This window comes from Paenibacillus sp. MB22_1 (genome assembly GCF_047200555.1).
GTDB lineage: Bacteria > Bacillota > Bacilli > Paenibacillales > Paenibacillaceae > Fontibacillus > Fontibacillus phoenicis.
On record NZ_JBLADV010000001.1, the window covers coordinates 2232857 to 2252246 of the forward strand.

At 54.2% G+C, this 19390-nt stretch carries 20 protein-coding genes and 1 riboswitch; of the genes, 5 read left to right on the forward strand and 15 right to left on the reverse strand.

The window, feature by feature from the left end:
- Positions 1–109 precede the first annotated feature (109 nt).
- A riboswitch (SAM riboswitch) is annotated at positions 110–239 on the reverse strand.
- 489 nt (positions 240–728) lie between these two features.
- On the forward strand, positions 729–1664 hold the full coding sequence (corA, locus tag ACL02P_RS10520; RefSeq protein WP_009226681.1) for a magnesium/cobalt transporter CorA: 936 nt from the start codon (positions 729–731) through the stop codon (positions 1662–1664).
- A gap of 628 nt (positions 1665–2292) precedes the next feature.
- Here the strand turns inward: corA and ACL02P_RS10525 are convergent.
- Positions 2293–3303: an HRDC domain-containing protein gene (locus tag ACL02P_RS10525; protein ID WP_412837217.1), complete on the reverse strand. Its 1011-nt coding sequence runs from the start codon at positions 3301–3303 to the stop codon at positions 2293–2295.
- A gap of 283 nt (positions 3304–3586) precedes the next feature.
- Here ACL02P_RS10525 and ACL02P_RS10530 point away from each other — a divergent pair, with 283 nt between their 5' ends.
- Both ACL02P_RS10530 and ACL02P_RS10535 read left to right on the forward strand, forming a co-directional pair.
- The gene (locus tag ACL02P_RS10530; protein WP_412837218.1) at positions 3587–4915 is read left to right on the forward strand and encodes an IS1380 family transposase; all 1329 of its coding nucleotides are present in this window, start codon (positions 3587–3589) and stop codon (positions 4913–4915) included.
- Between the two features lie 248 nt (positions 4916–5163).
- The gene (locus ACL02P_RS10535; protein ID WP_009226683.1) at positions 5164–5466 is read left to right on the forward strand and encodes a DUF3055 domain-containing protein; all 303 of its coding nucleotides are present in this window, start codon (positions 5164–5166) and stop codon (positions 5464–5466) included.
- A gap of 116 nt (positions 5467–5582) precedes the next feature.
- On the opposite strand, the gene ACL02P_RS10540 is transcribed toward ACL02P_RS10535, so the two are convergent.
- The 13 genes from ACL02P_RS10540 to ACL02P_RS10600 form a co-directional block, all read right to left on the reverse strand.
- On the reverse strand, positions 5583–6464 hold the full coding sequence (locus ACL02P_RS10540; RefSeq protein ID WP_036646443.1) for a 5'-3' exonuclease: 882 nt from the start codon (positions 6462–6464) through the stop codon (positions 5583–5585).
- Between the two features lie 37 nt (positions 6465–6501).
- The gene (locus ACL02P_RS10545; protein ID WP_412837219.1) at positions 6502–6864 is read right to left on the reverse strand and encodes an arsenate reductase family protein; all 363 of its coding nucleotides are present in this window, start codon (positions 6862–6864) and stop codon (positions 6502–6504) included.
- A gap of 26 nt (positions 6865–6890) precedes the next feature.
- Positions 6891–7856, reverse strand: coding sequence for an RluA family pseudouridine synthase (locus ACL02P_RS10550; RefSeq protein ID WP_009226686.1), 966 nt, complete (start codon positions 7854–7856; stop codon positions 6891–6893).
- The gene (locus tag ACL02P_RS10555) at positions 7853–8419 is read right to left on the reverse strand and encodes a cob(I)yrinic acid a,c-diamide adenosyltransferase (RefSeq protein WP_009226687.1); all 567 of its coding nucleotides are present in this window, start codon (positions 8417–8419) and stop codon (positions 7853–7855) included. The genes ACL02P_RS10550 and ACL02P_RS10555 overlap by 4 nt, the downstream gene beginning before the upstream one ends.
- A gap of 134 nt (positions 8420–8553) precedes the next feature.
- Positions 8554–8772, reverse strand: coding sequence for an aspartyl-phosphate phosphatase Spo0E family protein (locus tag ACL02P_RS10560; protein ID WP_050769825.1), 219 nt, complete (start codon positions 8770–8772; stop codon positions 8554–8556).
- A 205-nt stretch (positions 8773–8977) separates the two neighbouring features.
- A complete protein-coding gene (locus tag ACL02P_RS10565) occupies positions 8978–10186 on the reverse strand; it encodes an aminotransferase class I/II-fold pyridoxal phosphate-dependent enzyme (RefSeq protein WP_412837220.1) in 1209 nt (402 codons plus the stop codon).
- Positions 10187–10199: 13 nt separating this feature from the next.
- Positions 10200–10700, reverse strand: coding sequence for an Lrp/AsnC family transcriptional regulator (locus tag ACL02P_RS10570; protein ID WP_009226690.1), 501 nt, complete (start codon positions 10698–10700; stop codon positions 10200–10202).
- A 143-nt stretch (positions 10701–10843) separates the two neighbouring features.
- Complete coding sequence (locus ACL02P_RS10575; protein WP_009226691.1) at positions 10844–11230, reverse strand: spore coat protein; 387 nt, start codon at positions 11228–11230, stop codon at positions 10844–10846.
- A gap of 26 nt (positions 11231–11256) precedes the next feature.
- On the reverse strand, positions 11257–11493 hold the full coding sequence (locus ACL02P_RS10580; RefSeq protein WP_260071053.1) for a hypothetical protein: 237 nt from the start codon (positions 11491–11493) through the stop codon (positions 11257–11259).
- A 263-nt stretch (positions 11494–11756) separates the two neighbouring features.
- Positions 11757–12962, reverse strand: a complete 1206-nt coding sequence (locus ACL02P_RS10585; RefSeq protein WP_036646433.1) for an MFS transporter — start codon at positions 12960–12962, stop codon at positions 11757–11759.
- Positions 12963–13112: 150 nt separating this feature from the next.
- A complete protein-coding gene (locus tag ACL02P_RS10590; RefSeq protein WP_009226694.1) occupies positions 13113–13697 on the reverse strand; it encodes a hypothetical protein in 585 nt (194 codons plus the stop codon).
- A gap of 134 nt (positions 13698–13831) precedes the next feature.
- Positions 13832–14248 carry a DUF350 domain-containing protein gene (locus ACL02P_RS10595; protein ID WP_009226695.1) on the reverse strand — a complete coding sequence of 139 codons (417 nt, stop codon included), beginning with the start codon at positions 14246–14248 and terminating at the stop codon, positions 13832–13834.
- Between the two features lie 37 nt (positions 14249–14285).
- Positions 14286–16652, reverse strand: coding sequence for an endonuclease MutS2 (locus ACL02P_RS10600; RefSeq protein ID WP_009226696.1), 2367 nt, complete (start codon positions 16650–16652; stop codon positions 14286–14288).
- Between the two features lie 154 nt (positions 16653–16806).
- Between ACL02P_RS10600 and ACL02P_RS10605 the strand changes: the two genes are divergently transcribed.
- Complete coding sequence (locus tag ACL02P_RS10605) at positions 16807–17169, forward strand: phage holin family protein (protein WP_016312961.1); 363 nt, start codon at positions 16807–16809, stop codon at positions 17167–17169.
- Between the two features lie 184 nt (positions 17170–17353).
- Entirely contained in the window at positions 17354–17731 is a 378-nt protein-coding gene (locus ACL02P_RS10610) for a cytochrome C oxidase subunit II (RefSeq protein WP_412837221.1), read from the forward strand.
- An 81-nt stretch (positions 17732–17812) separates the two neighbouring features.
- Here ACL02P_RS10610 and zapA read toward each other — a convergent pair whose 3' ends face one another.
- Entirely contained in the window at positions 17813–19360 is a 1548-nt protein-coding gene (zapA, locus tag ACL02P_RS10615; protein ID WP_412837222.1) for a cell division protein ZapA, read from the reverse strand.
- Between the last annotated feature and the right edge of the window lie 30 nt (positions 19361–19390).

The following is a 19390-nucleotide window of genomic DNA, read 5'->3' on the forward strand; positions in this document are numbered from 1 at the left end:
CCTTTAATCGTAGCGTCATCCTTAATTCATCATCCGTTTCGAGGGGCCGTTTATACAAAAATGACCTCTCTCACGGGGAGAAAGGTCATTACGTATTCGGTATGCGCCTCTCTCATCTCTCAGAAGCCGTCCAGCGTTCGAAACGGACGGTCCTGCAAGAATTAGCACCGCTGCGATGGGTTTCATCGCCGGTTGCCGGGTATCATCGGGCTAGTCCCTCCACCTGCTCTTGATAAGATTTCGCTGTATTTAGTTATTTTCGGGGGCCTGGGCCATCGCCCGTACTCCCTGACATTCACTTTAAAGTATCCGATGGTATTCCGTCAAGAACTCTGCGAGAAAAATCACACGGTGTTCATGGACCGCTTGAATCCAGTGCACATAGTATACTTTTGGGTTGAAACATTTCATTCGCTGGCGTTATACTAGACAAGTGCCTTTAGGCCCAGACGGGCCTAGGGTTTGACGCATATTCATGTAACCTGATCATAGCGAGGTGAAACCGAGAATGGAAGGCGACCCGAGTCCGCAGAGGAACACCCAGGTCAAACAATTGCATAGGAAACCGACCCGCTGGGTGCCTGCGGAATGTAAAGGGCACTTTCGTTTCCCGGTATTTGCATAAACGCCTTTTTGACCGTTGCCGGGCGAACCCGCGGTTGGTCCCTTTCCTATGCTGCAACAAGAGCATCCCAGGCCTTCAGGCCCGGGGAAAGGAGTGAAAGCATATGAAAATCCGTCATGTTCTAGCCGGCGTATTTACCCCCGTAGAGGACGTGGAGTTGACAACCACCCCTCCGGAAGAAGGCTTCTATTGGATCGACGCGGGCGTGGATGACCTTGCCCTGCTGCAGCCTTTATTTTCACTGCACGATCTGGCTGTGGAGGACTGCTTAAGCGAAGAAGAGCAACGTCCTAAGATCGAAACCTACGACAACCACTATTTCATCGTCGTGAACAGCATTCGGTATGATGACGAGGAAATTTTCCTGCGTGCATTGAACATTTTCTTGGGACGGCATTATATCATTACAGTTACTAAACAGAAAATCAACGAGCTGCGTGCGGTGAAGCCGATCCTGTGGGAGCAAGAGGTCAGCGAGCCCGACCGGTTCCTGTACCTGCTGGTCGACCTGGTGGTTGATAACTACTTCACCGTCGGCGATCGGATTGAAGTGAAGATCGAGAAGCTGGAAGAAGACATCCTGATGCATACCAAACGTTCGCACCTGAACGAAATCATCGGGCTGCGAAGTGAAATTTTGTGGCTAAAGAAAGTGCTGGGTCCGCAGAAGGAAGTCATCAACATTTTGAACAAGAAAGACCTTCGTCTGATCGACGACCAACTGCAAAAATACTTCAGCGACATCTACGAAAACGCCGTGAAGATCTCCGAGAACTTCGACACGTTCCGCGAGCTCGTCGGCAACTTACGCGAGGCCTATCAGGCCGCCATCGCCAACCGCGCCAACGAAATCATGCGCGTGTTCACCGCGATTACGACGATCTTCATCCCGCTGACGCTGATCACCGGGATCTACGGGATGAACTTCGACTATATGCCGGAGACCCATTCGAAGTACGGCTACTTTATCGTCCTTGGCATCATGGCCGTGCTCGGCCTCGGCATGTACTACATCTTCCGGAAGAGAGATTGGATATAGACAGTAAGGCCAACACGGGCTGGAATCCGCGTTGGCCTTTTTGGTTGGGCGAGACGTTTGCTAGGAAGCCTAACCCTTTGAAGGTGCGAGATGTGTGTGCGCGGGCGTTAGGCTGACGCTTGATAATGCGCCGTTTAAGTTGCGGCTTTGGCCATTTGAGAACGGCAAGACGTATTGCACTAGCCCCTTGTTGGACGTGCGCCTGAATTCCCCTGACCGTTTAAATTAGGCGAGTCGAGCGTGAACTGCAAAAGTGCAGTTATTTTGCCGCGATCCCCCCCTAAATCGACTCTTAACTGCAAAAGTGCAGTCTTTTTTCGATAAATGGGCTGCTTTCCGCAAAATCTCCCGAAATGAACTGTACTTTTACAGTTAAAATGCATTTTGGCGGCATTTTCGGCCGGATCAACTGCACTTTTACAGTTCATCCGGCCGTCGGCGGTCAAACACTTCGAAATTCCCTCATTACCTGCTGCATTTGCGACTCTTGCGAGTAGCAACACGTACCACTCTTACGGCACCAACAGTCACTACCGCACTACTGCACTTACCACTCGTCCCCCAACTTACTACCCTTACCGCACTACCACACTTACCGCCTTACTGCCCAAAAGCATCCCTTGCCGCCTCAACCCGCGTGCCGGGCGTTCTCGCGCTGGCGGCGGTACCGGATGCGGATCAGGCGCAGTCGCTCGTACAGCGTATCGAGGTTGCCGCTGCCGCCTTCACTGGCTTCGGGCCCGTACACCTTTTGCAGAACCGGCTTCAGGAGCGTGTCCCCCAGCTCTTCGTAAGCTTTCCATACGGCCTGCTGCTCCGCTTCGGGCATGGCCTCAAGTTCGGCACTCACCAAATCCTCGGTGTTGTAGCCCTCCTTCTCCAAGCTTTCCAGCAGCTCCACCGCATCCCGCCGCTCGATGCCCGTACGGGCGCAAATATCCTCTACCTTAAGCCCTGCGGCCAAGGCTTCGAGCACCGCTCGACGGACGTTGAACTTTTCCATTTCCGCCCGGTATTTCACTTCCTTCTGCTTATACAGCCAAGTACGGAAAACCTCGTCGTCGATTTCCTGCTCGACCCAATCCAGCGGGAACCCGCGCTTCCGCTCGGCCGCCCGAGTGATCTCCAGCAGCTCGGCGCCATATTCGCCGGCCTTGTTCTCACCAACGCCCGGCAGCTGCAACAGCTCATCCACGTTCTGCGGCAGAAATACGCTGATCATCCGCAGCAACCGATTGCTGGCAATTAAGTAAGGCGCTTTGCGCTCAGACGAAGCTTTTCTCCGACGCCAGGCCGTCAACTCGTTGTATACCGGTTCATTGCTGTTTAATTCGCTATAGCAAAACAGCTTCTGCGCCGCCATCCCCCGTCCGGTTAACGCTTCCTTCTCGTCCCAGATTCCCTCCATTATGGGGCGAAACCCCTCGCCTAGCTTGGCGGCCAATCGATGGCGGTAAATATGAAGCATCTCCGACCATGAAGCCCCTTCGTACCAAAGGTCCTCCTGCTCACTGTCTGCTGTCACCTCATTCCAGCCCATCCGCCAAACGCCGTCCTCCTCTCCAATCCACACCTGGGCCCCCCGAATCATGGCCCCGCCGTCCTTCTTCTCCAGACTGTTCAAAAATACAACCCGCATCAACCTGTCCCTCCTTGAAAAATTTTCAGCTACGAAGGAGTCATTTCATCTTTTTGCGCAAAACAAAAAGCACCTCTTCTGCGAAATTCGCAAAAGAGGTGCTTCCTCCAAACGTAACCTGTTATCCCTAATAATACCATAATCAACCAAGCTGTCAATGCATAGGACCTGAATCCGTGATAAAGGTTCTTTGAAAATTAAAGATAATTGAAGGAAAAAGCACCTCCGGTAAAGAAATTAAAAGAAAATCATAACTTTTCCAATTTCACCTGAGAGGTGCTCTATGAAGATCCAATTTGTCCGCTCGAAAGAGTTAATTCTCTCTACTCACGCCGGTCTTGCAACCGTTGGCGCTTTGCTTGCGCATACTGGACTTAGAAAGCGCCTGAATCATACAAAGATCAAAAGTATGAAAACACCGATTCATTCCCACGCCGATGTCATGAAGAGCTATCTGGGCCTGCTCTGCCAAGGCAAGAGCGACTTTGACCATATTGAGCCGTTTCGAAAAGACGATGTATTCACAATCTGCCTTCAGCTCCAAAAAGTCCCCTCCAGCCCGACTCTTCGCCAGCGTCTTGACGCCGCAGCACAGACGCCGGAATGGAACCGGATTTTACTTGAGGAATCCGCTGATCTCATTCGCAAGGTAAAGGCTCCATTAACAGGGCTGACAGCAGGTGAAAAGGCTTATGCGCCGCTGGATATCGACGTATCTCCTTTCGACAATTCCGGCACAAAGAAAGAAGGCGTATCTCGTACTTACAAAGGGACTGACGGCTATGCTCCCATCTTTGCCTACCTGGGCCAAGAAGGCTATGGCGTTAATGTGGAACTGCGTGAGGGCAGTGTGCATTGCCAGAAGGGAACAGCCGCATTTTTAGAACAGAGCATCGCATACGCCAAACGTGCAACGGACCTGCCGCTGCTCATTCGCATGGACGCTGGAAACGACAGCGCCGAAAATTTGCATGTTTGTCATCGCGAGAAAGCCGACTATATCATCAAGGCCAATCTCCGCAGAGAACCGAAGGAAATGTGGCTGCGCATTGCGGAAACGACGGGAATCGCCTGCCAGCAGCGCGAAGGAAAAGTCGAATATATCGGCGCGATAGAATTTCGCGAAAAGGGATTCGACCGCCCCCTTCGCCAAGTGTTCCACGTCATTCATCGAACGATTGATCGGGATCGACAAGTGTTGCTGTTCCCGGAAATTGAAGTGAGCGTCTATTGGACGTCGCTTCGCTGTGCCCCGTCACGAGTGATTGAGCTTTACCGCGATCATGGGACAAGTGAGCAATTCCACAGCGAAATCAAAACCGATTTGGATTTGGAGCGTCTGCCTGCAGGAAAATTCGCAACGAATGATCTCGTACTGCATGCCGGCTTGTTTGCCTATAACCTTCTTCGAATCATCGGCCAGGAGAGTCTGCGTGAGCATGACTCGCCGATTCGAAACAACGTGCAGCGTCGCCGTATTCGTACGGTTATCCAGAATATTATTTACATGGCGGCAAGATTGGTTCGACATGCGCGAGGTATTCGATTCAATTTCGGCTGCAACAGTCCGTGGTTTCCCGTTATCCGTCGTATTTACTGTGCCTTTACCTGACAGGATGGAATGTTATAGGGGTCAATAAGGCCTTGTCAGCCAAGGTCTGTTTGATCATGCGCTCCATCAGAGTGCGATCTCATTAAACAGTTTGTCAGCGTCAAAAATCGCACATTTTACAATAACAACCAGATTTTCAATCGAGCAATACAAAGCGTCACGGATTCAGGTAGGAATCATTTTCCCATTGTCTTCCGTTTTCCGGTATAATAACTAGAGACATTCCGAAATAAGGGAGGCATTACAGGATGAGCGACCCGCATCAAGAGCTTGATTTCCTGTCCGACAGTACCGAAAACACTTCGACCCGGTTCGTCACGTTCATCGGCGGATCGCTGAAGCGTTATGACCTGGCGGTCACCACGACCAATCGTTTCTATGGGAAGAAGCTGGTCACCGACCTGCACAACGGCCGTACGGCCATTCTTGGCACCGACGACCTGGAGGAGGAAGGGTACCTCGAACATATTTATAACCTGAACGAGGAGGAAGGCACCGAACTGCGCACCTTTCTGTACCAGGTATTAGGTGAACCGTACTTCACGGATTAAAGTTGCACGCAAAACCGCAAAAACAGCAACCTGCGTAATGGACCGTATTGCTCTTATTCACCTATTTCCCGGCAATTTCTCGGTGTAACGGACTCCATTGACCTTAATGGCCACTTTTAAACGACACCCATCCAGGCGCTGATGCTGGCCATCTCCAGTTCCTCGAACTTGGAGATTACCTGCGCCGGATTCAGCTCAAACCGGCAGGTCTCTACATCGCATTCCAGCTCAATGTCACAGCGGATCTTGGCCAGCTGCCGCGAGAGATGCAGCATATCGAGATCCGCTTCGATTTTGGCCCGGACCGATTTGGACAACTGGTCCAGATTGGCCAGGATGCCTTCCACCGAGCCGTGCTCCTGCACGAGCTTCAAGGCGGTTTTCTCGCCGATGCCGCGCACGCCCGGATAGTTGTCGCTCGTATCCCCCATCAAGGCCTTCAGGTCCACGATCTGTTCAGGCCTTAATTGCTTCTCCTCCATCAAGGCCTCCGGCGTATACACCATGTAGTTGCCGTGGCCTTTTTTCATGATGATTACGCTTGTCCGCTCGCTGACCAGCTGCAGCATATCGTGATCGCCCGTCAGCACCAGCACGTCCATCTCCTGACCAAAGCGAGCTGCCAGCGTTCCGATGCAATCGTCCGCCTCATAACCCGGTGAGCTGATGTTCGGAATCCCCAAGCTGTCCATCACCTCGCGGATCATGGAGAACTGCGGAATCAGACCCTCTGGCGCGTCCGCACGATTTCCTTTGTAATCGGCAAACTGCTCCGTCCGGAACGTCTTGCTGCCCAAATCCCAACAGCAGGCGATATGCGTCGGCCCAAACTTCTGCACCGCGTCCCAAAAATAACGCATAAACCCGTACACCGCATTGGTCGGAACGCCCGCTTTCGTCCGCCGGATATACCCGGTTGCGGCCGAAGCGTAATAGGCGCGGAACATTAACGCCATTCCGTCCACTAGCAGAATCGTATTTTTACTGCTTTGCGCCAAATCCACGGTTCACCCAAGCCACCCTTCTCGTTCAAATTTATTGGCCCCAAGCCCGTACATAGGCTTCTTCCTTGTAACCGACAGTTACGGTCTTTCCGTCCGTCACGATCGGGCGTTTGATCAGCATGCCGTTCGAGGACAGCAACTGAAGCTGCTCCTCCCGCGACATCCCCGCCAGCTTGTCCTTTAAGCCCATTGTCTTGTAAACCTCACCGCTCGTATTAAAAAACTTCTTCAATTCCAACCCGCTGAGTTCCACCAGCTTATCCAGTTCGGCAGCACTCGGCGGCGTTTCCTTGATATGATGCAGCTCCAGTTCATGCCCTTTGGCCTGCAGCGATTTAATTGCACTTCTACATGTCCCGCATTGCGGATAATGATAAACCTTCAGTTTGCTCACGTTCCTTATTCCTCCTTACCACTTTCCTAAAAACTCGCCCTGCGCAGCATCGCTTCCAGCTTGAGCATATCCTCTGGCAGCTCTGACTTAAAGGTCAGCGCCTCACCGGTAAGCGGATGGCGGAAGCCAAGCTCTGAGGCGTGGAGCGCCTGTCGCCCGATCGCCGCATCTAAGCGGGCGATTCGTTCGCGTGCAGGTGCCGGCAGCTCCGCGAGCCCCGGCATTCCGTAGAACTTGTCGCCGATCAGCGGGTGGCCGATCGACGTCATATGCACGCGGATCTGATGCGTCCGTCCTGTACCGAGACGCAGCTCAACCCGAGCCCCGTCGCCGTAGGCTTCCGCGACCTTATAATAGGTCAACGAGGGATAGCCCGACGGGGTGACAATCCGGCGGTGAGGTTCGGCAGGATCGCGGTCGATCGGGCCGTCGATCGTTCCTTCCGGCACCGCCGGACAACCGTGCACCAGCGCCGTATATTTCTTGGTGACCTCACCTGCGATCAACTGCTCGGAAATATGCTGGTGCACGTAGGCATTTTTGGCGATGGCGATCAAGCCGCTCGTCTCCTGGTCCAGCCGGTGCACGGGGCGGAAGCGGAATTTCTCGCCTTTCTCCTGCCAATAATACACGACGCCGTTGGCCAGCGTCCCCGTGTAGTGACCATGCGTCGGATGCACGATCAATCCCGCCGCTTTATTGACGATCAGCAGCGCTTCATCCTCGTAGACGATATCAAACGGTATCGGCTCCGGCAGGATGTCGGTTGACGTTTCCTTTTCCAGCGAGACGCTCACCGTATCCCCGGCCTTCACCGGGACGCTGATGTATACCCGCTCCCCGTTCAGCATCACCCCGCGCTCGGTCAGCTTAATCCGCGACAGCAGCTTGCGGGAGATCCCCATCCGGCGTTGGAGCACGCTTTTGACCGTCCAACCGTCCTCCGCTGCAGGGACTTGATATTCAATCGGATCATAATATTCGGAACTCACTTCTTGCCAAACACCTTCCCGCTCCGCACGTATTCGATATCTGCCACCTGCTGGCGATGATTAGCCATGCGAGCCGCTGCAAAGAAATAGTCCGACAACCGGTTCAGATAGATCAGCACCTCGGCATTAATCTCCTTGACCCGGCTCAGCGTAACGACGCGGCGTTCGGCGCGCCGGCATACGGTCCGGCAAACGTGCAGGGCCGAAGCCAGCGGCGTTCCCCCAGGCAAAATAAACTTCTCAAGCGGCGGATTGTCCGCTTCGTAACGATCAATCCATGCTTCAAGCCGCTGTGCGAGCTCCGGCGTCACCTTGTAGCGGCTTTCCGACAGCTTGACGTAGGCGAGATCGGAGCCGCAATCAAACAACTCCTGCTGGATCTCCAGCAGCTGTTCACGAAGATCGCCAAACGTCACCTCGTCCGATAAACTGACTGCTTGTCCCACGAAACTATTCAGCTCATCGATCGAACCGTAGGCTTCAACCTGCGCATCATCTTTTGTTACTCGACCGCCGATGACCGTGGTTAGCCCTTGGTCGCCGGAACGCGTATAGATCGACATTCGTTTTTCCTCCCCGTGACATACTCTCGTACCATCTTACCATAAATCACAGCCCGGCTGGTCATGCAACTGCTGGAACCGCAAAAAGGAGACCCGCAAGGCGGATCTCCTTCAACTTCAAGGATCAAACAAGGTTAACGTCGAATGGATTTTGGAGTGGTTTTCATAGTTTTCATGAATTCATTAATTTTCAGGTCCAATAAGCTGCTGATTTCAATCACGATGTCCGATGTAAAGGATTTTTCTTGCAGAAATAGCCGTTCCATCTTGCTGCGAAGCAAGTGAATTTCATCCTTCAGCGTTACGGCTTGCGGTGAATGCGGCCGTTCCTCTTGATCCATGCACGGGCTCATGACGCGGCCATCAGTAAATAAAGCGTTATTGTAAGGCACGTTGTACTCACCGCACAAAAGAAATCCCTCCCTGAGAAACTAAAACCTTCTTCCAAAATCAAATTATACCATGTCCATTAAAATTAAAGCAATTAGAAAATGAAAGAATTGTTAATTAACCCCATTAACTCCATCTTCTCAGGTAGGTCTTAAGTAATTTGCAAAATCAGCCTTGCTTCAATTTACGGACGAACTGCTCCATTCGATTTAACGCCTCGTTGAGCTGATTCACTCCTGTCGCATAGGAGCAACGTAAGAACCCTTCCCCGCCGGCGCCAAAGACATTCCCCGGAACCGCCGCCACCTTCGCCTCCAGCAGAAGGCGTTGGGCGAATTCCTCCGAGCTGAGTCCGGTAGACGCGATGCTAGGAAACGCATAGAACGCCCCTTGTGGCTCGTGACATTCCAGGCCGATGTCGCGCAAGCCCTGAACGATCAAGCGGCGGCGCTGATTGTAGGATTCAACCATCTGGTCTTTCTCCTCCAGCCCGTTCTTCAGCGCCTCGAGCGCAGCCACTTGCCCCATAACCGGAGCGCACATCACCGTATATTGGTGAATTTTCAGCATGGCATAGATCAAGTCCGGGTGTCCGCATGCATAACCCATCCGCCAGCCGGTCATCGCAAACGCTTTGGAAAACCCATTAACCAGAATCGTCCGGTCCTTCATTCCCGGAATCGAAGCAAAGCTAACGTGCTTCTGCCCATAGGTGAGCTCCGCATAAATCTCGTCGGAAATGACGATGAGATCGTTCTCCTCGACGATTTTGGCGATCGGCAGCCAATCTTCGTACGTCATGATGCCGCCCGTCGGATTGCTGGGATAATTTAAAATTAGAACCTTGGATTTGGGCGTAATCTTCGCTTTCAGGTCTTCGGCCTGGAGCTTGAAATCGTGCTTGGCGTAAGTCTCGATTTCGACGGGCACCCCTCCCCCGATCATGGCAATCGGCGAGTAGGAGATATAGCAAGGCACCGGGACGAGAATCTCATCGCCCGGTTCGATTAACGCCCGCAGCGCCAGATCAATCGCCTCACTGCCGCCCACAGTGACGAGGATTTCGTCTTTCGGGTCGTATTTCACCTGATAACTCGTGTACAAATATTCAGCGATCGCTTCCCGAAGCTCAGGCGTTCCCGCGTTGGACGTATAGCTCGTATACCCGCGTTCCAGGGAGTAAACGCATGATTCCCGGACATGCCATGGGGTGATAAAATCCGGTTCGCCCACGCCTAACGTGATAATATCCTTGCTTCCGCTAGCCAGATCGAAGAAGCGGCGGATGCCGGAGGGTTGAATCTCGCGGACCCGCGGAGCCAAATACGATGTCATCGTTTTACTCGATTGCTCAGCACGCTGTGATTGAATACTCATAACATTACTTCCTTTACGGAGATATCAACAAACGGCGGTCTTCTTCGGGATCTTCGAAGATGATGCCGTCTTGCTTGTATTTTTTTAGAATAAAATGGGTCTTCGTCGACAACACCGACTCCAGGGTGGACAATTTGTCGGAGACAAAGCTCGCCACTTCCTTCAAGTTGCGGCCTTCGACTTCCACCAGCAGGTCATATGCGCCGGACATCAAAAATACCGATTTGACTTGGGGAAACAGGTATACCCGCTCCGCGATCGTATCGAAGCCGCGTCCCCGTTCGGGTGTAATTTGCACTTCGATTAACGCCGTCACCTTCTCGTCTTCCAGTGCACTTGAATTCACCACGGTCGCGTATTTGACGATCACGTGATCTTCCTCCAATTCACGGATCGCTTGCGCCACTTCCTCCGCCGTTGAGCCGACGAGCGTCGCCAGTAAGTTCGCATCCCGGCGGGCGTCCTCTTTGAGGAGGTCCAGCAGTTTGAGCTTTAATTCGCTTAGTTGTTTCATCCCTCATCCTCCAGCGATGCCCCGCAGCCCTTCATTTGAGCGGTCTGCAGAACAAATTTAATACTTATATTACATGAATTTTGGGCGTCTGCATAGAAAAACCGTCCACTCCAAGTAAGCTCTTGGATAGGACGGTTAGGCATTTAGATCGAATACGGCGGAAGTACATTAGGTTGATGCTCCTCCACGTTAGCCTGATGGGCATGGGGCGTCCAGCGGGAAGTTCGCCGTTCGGTAAACTGACGCAGCTCCTGCTGGGTTTTCTCTGCGTCTTGCAGCTTCTTGTCCAACAATTGGCGCGGTGCCGGTGCCGGCGCTGAGTAAATGCCTTGGTGCTTCATCAGTTCATACAGCGTTCCCTGCAATCGCAAGGTGCTGTTCGTCAACTCGGTAAACATCTGCCGTATGGCCGGACAGGACGACTCCGTCGTAGCGGTCGTATATTCTCGAACAGTACGGCGTAAATCGGCCAAAATCGATTTTAACAAATCGTTCTGGGGTAAGAGCTCGTGGATGTCCGTCTGATTCATCGGGATATTCCTCCTCGAAAGCAAAATTAATTTGGGGTTGAAGCCGGAGCCGCCATTTGATGCTGACGCAGCGCATCCGTTAACAGGTGCAGATGATGCTCATGGGCACGGATATGCTCCAGCATCGCCTGTTCGATTTCAAAATTTTGCGAGACGGCGGCTGCCGCTGCGCAAAGCTTCGTGAGCATCTCCTCGTTGGAGATGGAGTCGGCGATATAATCCAGTTCTTTCATCGACAATGGCTGCATTTGTGAGTACAACATCAACATTCCCTCCTGGTGGATGATCCTTCTGATCCTTCTGATTCATCTGATCCTTCTTACGGTAGTATGCCCCGCTCCAGGAACGATATGTTCGCCCTGTTGGAAGAAATCCACAAACGGTTTCCGGAACAGGAGCACCTGTCCATCAGTTACGCCTGGGGGGCCGTATTTGGAGAATCCCGGGACGGCCTTCCCTTTATCGGGCCGCATCCCAACTTGACGCGAACCTCGAAGCCCGTGCCAACTCCGCCGAGTTAGACGCATCAGGCGGCTTTGGCCGCCTCCCGCTTCAACAGCCGGCGCAGGGCCAGCCAGCTCAGCACCGGCGTTGCCCCCAAGGCGAACATCAGCCAGGTGATCGTTGACATGCGCGGAATGAGGGAATAGACCACGATAAACAACAGCGTTCCGCCCAAGCGCCCCACCGTAATGCTAAGCTCGCGAAGCACGATCAGCTCCACCCGCTGCTCCACGCTTTCCGGACTATTGCCAATCAGGTCGAACACTGAAGAGATGACGGGAATCAGGTAAAGCGGCAAAAACAAGGACGTCCCTACCCCCATCATCATCAGGGTGACGTAATTGACCTTCCAGAGCAACGGGATGATCACCGCAGTGATGAGCAAAGCCCCGACCAACATCCCGTAGTAACGCGCGCGGATTTTCAGCCACTTCCCTACCGCCCAGAAGCTGACTAGGGAGACAAGGGACGTGATCAGTGAAAACTGCCCAATCCGCCACTCCGCAGAAGTGCTGATAAAGATCAGCAAATTGATCAGGAACGAAAATACGCCTTCGCGCAGACCATGGGCGGCCGAAGCGGGCGCAGCCTGGCGCCACGGGCTGCCCTTTTTCAGCATTTGCACGGGAGCCAGCCAGTGATAAGGCCCGCCCGTTTTTCTTTTTTTCAGCCAGAAGCTGAGTAAGATCCCTACCCCATACACGATTAACGAGATGGTAAAAATCAGCCGGTATCCGGCCTCGCCGTGTTTCATGGAGATCAGCCAGCCGGAGATCCACGGGCCAAAGATCCCGATCACCGAACCGAGAATCCCCACCCAGCCGTTAAATCGGTCCCGCGTCTCGACATCCGTCACCTCGAAATACACGACATTAAAGGCCAGCCAGAACAATCCCGAACCGGTTCCGAACAACAAACCAAGCGGCCATATGTAGTCCACCGTATGTTTGCCCGTCCACAGCACCAGCAAATAGAAGATGCCCGAGACGATAATGCCGAGCCGCAAAAAGATCATTTTGTCGCGTTCCTTCACCCATTTCCCGGCAATCCAAAAGACAAGTCCCAAGGCCAGCTGCTGGCTGAACGTAAACCAGGCAATCAGGTTAAAATCCGCTTTCACTTTCCAGATGTAGACGTTCAGGAACGTGCCCGACAAGGCGCCGGCAAGCACGAACAGACCGTTCACCGCCAGCAGCAGGATGGATTGGCTGTTCAGCTGTTTTTTCATAGATTCGCTCCTCCCGGCCAAACTTCGAGTTCCCCCTGTAAGATACCCAAAAATGACCGAAGCATGAGGCCTTAGCAAGCATACCCGCAGGCCCCCAAACGCGAAAAAGCCCTGTCCATCAAGGACAGGGCCAGTGACTGCCAAATTTTTTTACTTGTTGTCTTCTTCACCGGCAATCGTGCGAATCATGGCGATCCGGGCGTCTTCACCCAAAAACCGGCTGACATGGAAGCACGCGGTGCAGACGTATACGTTCAGCTCAGCATCGCCCGACAGAAGCGGACGGTCCCCATCGGCAGGAACAAATTCGCCGCCTTCCGGAACCAGCTTCTGCTTCCCGGCATACACCATATATTCCCGGCAATGCGGGCATTCGGGTACCTCGTCTTGCCCGTCAAGCAGCTTCTCCACGCCGGTCTCGTACTTCAGCAAATCGCCGCCCGATGCCGTAAACGCCTCGACCCGGCGGACGCCTCCGAGATGCGAGTCGCCTTCATCCTCATCCCAGTAAAGATCATCATCCGCATCCTCATCATCCTCATCATGGGAATGCTTCCGATCATGGAAGGGATGGTCGTTCTCCTCGTCTTCGAACTCTTCCTCCGAGCCCAGCGTTATATTGATCGTCCGGTAGCCCTTTAGTTCATTTTGGCAGTGAGGACATACCTCCTCAGGCCCTATCTCTTCATCCCAAACGATCTCCGTTTGGCACCATGGGCAAATCGTTGTATCCATTCCAACTACGTCCTTTCGTTACCAAATTAAGCATTCCACAAATAAATAATGCCCGCGGCCAAAAACAGAATAGAGGCGATAAATAGCACCCTGACCAGGTTTTTCACGTCGTTCTACTCCTTCAACTGAAATCCCTAACCGATACAAGCGCCGATCAAAAAAGACACCGACACCGATACGGCCATTGCGATAAAACCAACGCTGGTGTTCCCCGCTGCAATCTCGTCGTCGATGCGAAACACCGGCGTTAAAAATTCAAACAGCAAATAAGCAGCGAACAACAGCAAGGCTCCAACCGACGACCATATCATGAAGTCGTAAATCGAGGGATGTGCCGCCGCATAACGGATAATGTTCGCCAGTCCGAAGATTTTTCCGCCGGTAGCCAGGGACGCGGCCATATTGCCGCGCTTGATCTCCTGCCAGCAGCGATATCTTGCAAACAGTTCGAAGCAAGAAAGAAACACAATCAATTCTAACACCGCCACGGAAAAATACCCGATCATCAGCCCCAGCGGTTGCTCCAAGATCGGATCAATGCTTTCCTTCATAGCGCCCTCTCCCTTTATACCTTGAGGCGATTCGTTCTTACTTCAGCTCAGCGACCGTCACGCCGGTTCCGCCTTCCCCGTAGTTCCCGAGGCGGAAGCTCTTGATATGCTTATGCTTGCGAAGATACTCCGAGATCCCGGACCGCAAAATCCCGGTCCCTTTCCCGTGAATAATGTAGATCTGGCCTAAATTGCTTAAGTAGGCTTCGTCGATGAAACGGTCAACCTCGATTAAGGCCTCTTCCAAATTCGCTCCGCGCAAATCCAGCTCGGTGCGGACGTTCTCATCGCGCGTCCGCTTAACGTTGGGAGCCGTCCGTTGAACCGGCTTGCTAGCCGGAGGCGCAGCGATCAGCTCCATGTCGTCCAGGCTCACCTTCATCTTCATGATGCCGAGCTGTACGATCGCTTCCTTGTTGCCGGAGAGCTCAACGACGTGCCCCTTCTGGTTCAAGCTGTATACCATCACTTCGTCGCCCGGTTCGATCTGCCGCGGCGGTTTGGCCGCCTTGCGGGCCGCTGCACTCTTCTTGCGGCGCTGCGGCTCGGCTTCATCCAGCTGCTTGCGAGCTGCAATCAGCTTGTGCTCCTTCACGGCCGCGCCTTCCTCCATCGCGAGGCGGCGCAGGTCGCTGATAATCCGCTCGGCCTCCTGCCTTGCCTTGGCAATGATCGCTGCCGCTTCTTCCTCCGCCTTCTCCAGGCGTTTATCCCGCTGCTGCTCCAGCTTCTCCAGCTCGGCGGCATGGCGTCTGCGCAGCTCTTCCATCTCGCGCCGCAGCTGCTCGGCCGTTTCCCGCTCCTGCTCCGCCCCAAGGCGGTTCTGCTCCAGCGAAGCGATCATGTTCTCGACGCGCATGTCCTCTTCAGTCACTTCGCCGCGGGCATACTCCAGAATTCGCTCCGGCAACCCCAGCCGTTCGGCGATAGCAAACGCGTTGCTTCGGCCCGGAATGCCCACCAGCAGGCGGTAAGTCGGGCTTAACGTCGCGACGTCGAACTCCATGCTGGCGTTAATTACGCCTTTGCGTTCGTAGGCGTAGGCTTTCAGCTCGCTGAAGTGAGTGGTCGCCACCATCCGGCAGCCCAGCGAATGAATATGTTCCAAAATCGCAATGGCCAGCGCCGAGCCTTCCGCCGGGTCGGTTCCCGCACCCAGCTCATCCAGCAATACCAGGCTCTTCGGCGTCATCTGGCGCAAAATCGAGATAATGTTCGTCATATGGCTGGAGAAGGTACTTAAGCTCTGCTCGATGCTCTGTTCGTCCCCGATATCGGCGTAGATGGCATCAAATACGCAAAGCTGGCTGCCGTCTTCCGCCGGCACGAACAACCCGGACATCGCCATCAAGCTAAGCAGACCAATCGTCTTCAGCGTGACGGTTTTCCCCCCGGTGTTCGGACCGGTGACAATGATCGTCGTGTACTGGTTCCCCAGCTCCACATCGATCGGCACGACCTGGTCAGCCGGAATCAACGGATGGCGCCCCTTCTTCAGCTTGATGAACCCGCGGTCGTTCATCCGCGGCAGCGTCCCCTTTAATTCGCGAGCCAACCGGGCTTTGGCGAAGATGAAATCCAGCTGGCCGAGCACATCCCCGTCGTACAGCAACAGCTCGGCTTGCTCGCCAACCAGGGCGGTCAGCTTCTGCAAAATGACCTCGATTTCCCGTTCCTCACGCAGCCGCGTCTCGCGCAGCTTGTTGTTCATCGCCACAATCGATTCCGGCTCAATGAACAGCGTAGCTCCCGATCCGGACTGATCGTGTACGATCCCGCCAAAATGCGCGCGGTATTCCGCTTTGACCGGGATGACGAAGCGGTCGCCGCGGATCGTGATCAGCTGATCCTGCAGCATCTTCGACACCGAAGCGGAGCGGATCATCGCATCCAGCTTCTCCCGGATCCGCACCTCCCCGCTCCGCAGCTCGCGGCGGATGGTGGCCAGCTCCGGACTAGCCGAATCGAGCACCTCCGCGCTTTCGTCGATGCAGCGTTTGATCGCATCCTCCAACGGCTTCTGATCGCTTAAGGTATCGCTTAAGTGATACAGCAGCGGAACTTCATGTTCTTCGTGCATCGTGGCAATATACCGTTTAATCCGGCGCGAGCCTTCCAGCGTGGTTGCAATGCCCAGCAGCTCGTGCGGATTCAGCGTCCCGCCGATCCGGGCCCGCTTGACCGCCGGAGTGATATCCACGATTCCGCCGAATCCGGGCGCCCCCTTAAGACGGTCCACCTTAAACGCTTCATCGGTGGCTTGAAGCAGCCGCTTGACGTCCTCCAGATCGGTGACGGGCCGCAGCGCTTCGGCTGTTCTTTTTCCAAGTGCCGTTTGGGAAAAAGAGGACAGCTGATCTATAATTTTTTGATATTCCATGGTTTTCAAAATTTTCTCGTCCAAGTACGTTCACAACTCCCCTCGGGCTATGATCCCATTATAACGAAACCGTTCATTTTTCGCCATTTGCCCCCTTACACACATAAGAATGCGATTTGCGGAACATGATAAATGCGTATAGCCAAACGTACTTACTCTCAAAAGGAGGCTATGTAACATGCATTTTCTGGGACACGTCGTGCGATTCATCGTCTCCGCCCTAGTTCTGCTGGTTGTGGGGTGGCTGGTACCGCAATTCAGCATCGGTGGATTCGGCAGCGCCTTGCTGCTCGCCTTGGTCATCGCCCTGTTGGGTTGGGCCATTGAAGGCATTTTCGGAACGAAGGTTACCCCGTTCGGGCGAGGAATCGTCGGTTTTCTTACGAGCGCGCTCGTGATCTGGCTTGCCCAGTTCATCATTTCCGGCGTTTCCGTCTCTGTGATCGGTGCATTACTTGCAGCATTGGTCATCGGGATTATCGACCTGTTCATCCCTGTCGCAACTCCCTTTGACGCTGCCAAAGACAAAAACGATCGTTAATGGCTGTGTCAGGGCTAAGAGGCCTTCCTCCGCAAGTGATCCGTTCACTGCGGAAGGAACGGCCTCTTGACTTATGGGGAAAGAAGTTCAACAATTCTTCAAACCTTGAGCCATCCACCCTCTGCAAAATACGGTATGATATTCTTAAAATTGTCACAAATCTACTGTATCGTGAGGGATTATTGTGAAGAAAAGCATAGCCATCGTCGCAACATCTGTGCTATTGTTGTTTGTTACCGCTTGCAGCGGCAGCAAAGCGGCTGAAACCAACGGCAACGCCGGGAGTAATATCCAACCGGAAGCCGAGCTGGTGATCGAAGCCAGCAACTATCAATTCGATCAAGCCGAGTACCATTTGAAGAAAGACGTTCCAGTCAAAATCGTTTTCAAGAACGCCTCTGGTAATCACGGCATTCTTGTGCCCGGTCTGAAACTGCAATTGGACCGCAAGAACGACTCCGCGGTGATCGTGCCAACGGAAGCCGGCGAGTTCGAAATGGCGTGCTCGGTTATGTGCGGCTCCGGCCACAGCGCCATGATCTCCAAAATTATCGTTGAATAAACGTGTCATCCCATGCAGCAAGAGCCCGCAGCGCACCGCCGCGGGCTCTTGCTCTTATTTTATCAAGCGATCCTCTCGCCACTAACCTTGATCCTGCTCCAGCAATTCAATCCATTCGTTAAATTCCGATTGAAGCTTGGCGTAGTCATCTTTCAGCCGCTGGTACTCTTCATCCCGCGCAGCCTGCCGCTCCTGCTCCTTCTCCCGCTCCAGCTGCAACAGCCGGAACTGATGGGAAATAACCTCGTAACTGTCCGTAACCTCCTGCAGCTGCTCCGCCAGCTTGCGCTTCTCTTCCTCCAAGGCCTCGAAGTCGCTGGCCATGGTGATGACCCGTTCGCTGCCAGCTGCGCTTTCCTGCTGCCATTCCTCCAGTTGCCGCTGCAGCTCAGCTTCCTTCTCACGCCAAGAGCTCAGCTCGCGTTCTGCCGAAGCCCATTGCTTGCGCCACTCCTGCTCCCGTTGCTCCGCAGCCTCACGGTAGCTCGCCAGCTCGGCTTCCAACTCTGCTGCCAACTTGCGGCTGTCCTCAAGCTCCTGCAACCGCAGAGCCAACTCGTCCCGCTCTTGCTCCAGCTGCCGCTTCTCTTCTCCGGCCGCCTGCGCCGCCAGAAGTGCTTGCTCCCGTTCCTCGGCTGCCTGCTCCAACCGGGAGCGAAGAGAATCCAGCTCGGCAGCCAGGGCCGACGCCTTGTCCCGCTCGGCTTGCAGCTCGTTATTTGCTTGCTCCAACCGGCTCACTTCGGCGGCCAGCTGCTCGCTCAGCTGTTCACTCTTGTCCGAAGCCTCGAGCAAGCTGATCTCTAGGCGACTGATTTCCTCGCTGCGCTTCTCAGCCAGCTTCTGCCACGACTTCTCGCTTTGCTGCGCCGCTGATACTTCGGCTCGCAGCTTGTCCTCCCGCTGCTTGCGTTCCTGCAGTTGCTGTTGCAGCTGCTTGGCCTCTGCCTGCGCGGCTTGAAGCGTGCTCTGGAGCTGCTTCGTCTGCTCCTGCAGCTTCCCGCTATGCTGCTGTGCCCGTTGCTCGGCCGCTTTGGCTTCTTGCTCCCGCCGCTGCAGCTCGCTCACCTGCTTCTGCAGCTTTGCGGCCTCCTCTTTCTCCCGCGCCGTCTGCTGTTCGGCTTGGCGCAGCTTGGATTGCAGCTGCGAGTTGCTGCCGCGCTGCTCAGCCAGCTGCCGCTCCAGCTCTTGTACCCGGCTGCGAAGCTTACGCGCCTCCTCCTCCTGCCCCAGCAGGGAGGCTTCCAGCTTCTCCGCTTGCCCGGCAAGCTGACGCTTCTCGTTCTTCAGCTGCTGCTGTTCCTCCTGCAGCGCCTTATACATGCTCTCCTGCTTGGCATGTAAATCCTGCAGCACTGAGTTCTCCTGAAGCAGGACCGTTTTCTCCTGCTTGGCATTCTGCAGTTCGTTCTGCAGCTGATCTACCCGGATCGCTTCCTCCGCCATGCGCACGGCTGCCAACACAGCCAGCCGCGGCGTGTCCAGATGGGGATAGGCCTGGGCGATGCTGCGCATATGCTCATCCACCCGGCGCGCGACTTGCTTCATATATTCCGCGCTGCTTCCAACGATTTTATAAGAAGTTCCGTAAATTTCTACGTTTACGCTAATTCGGCCTTGGTTACTCAACGTTATGTGCCTCCTTCGGTCCTGTAAGTC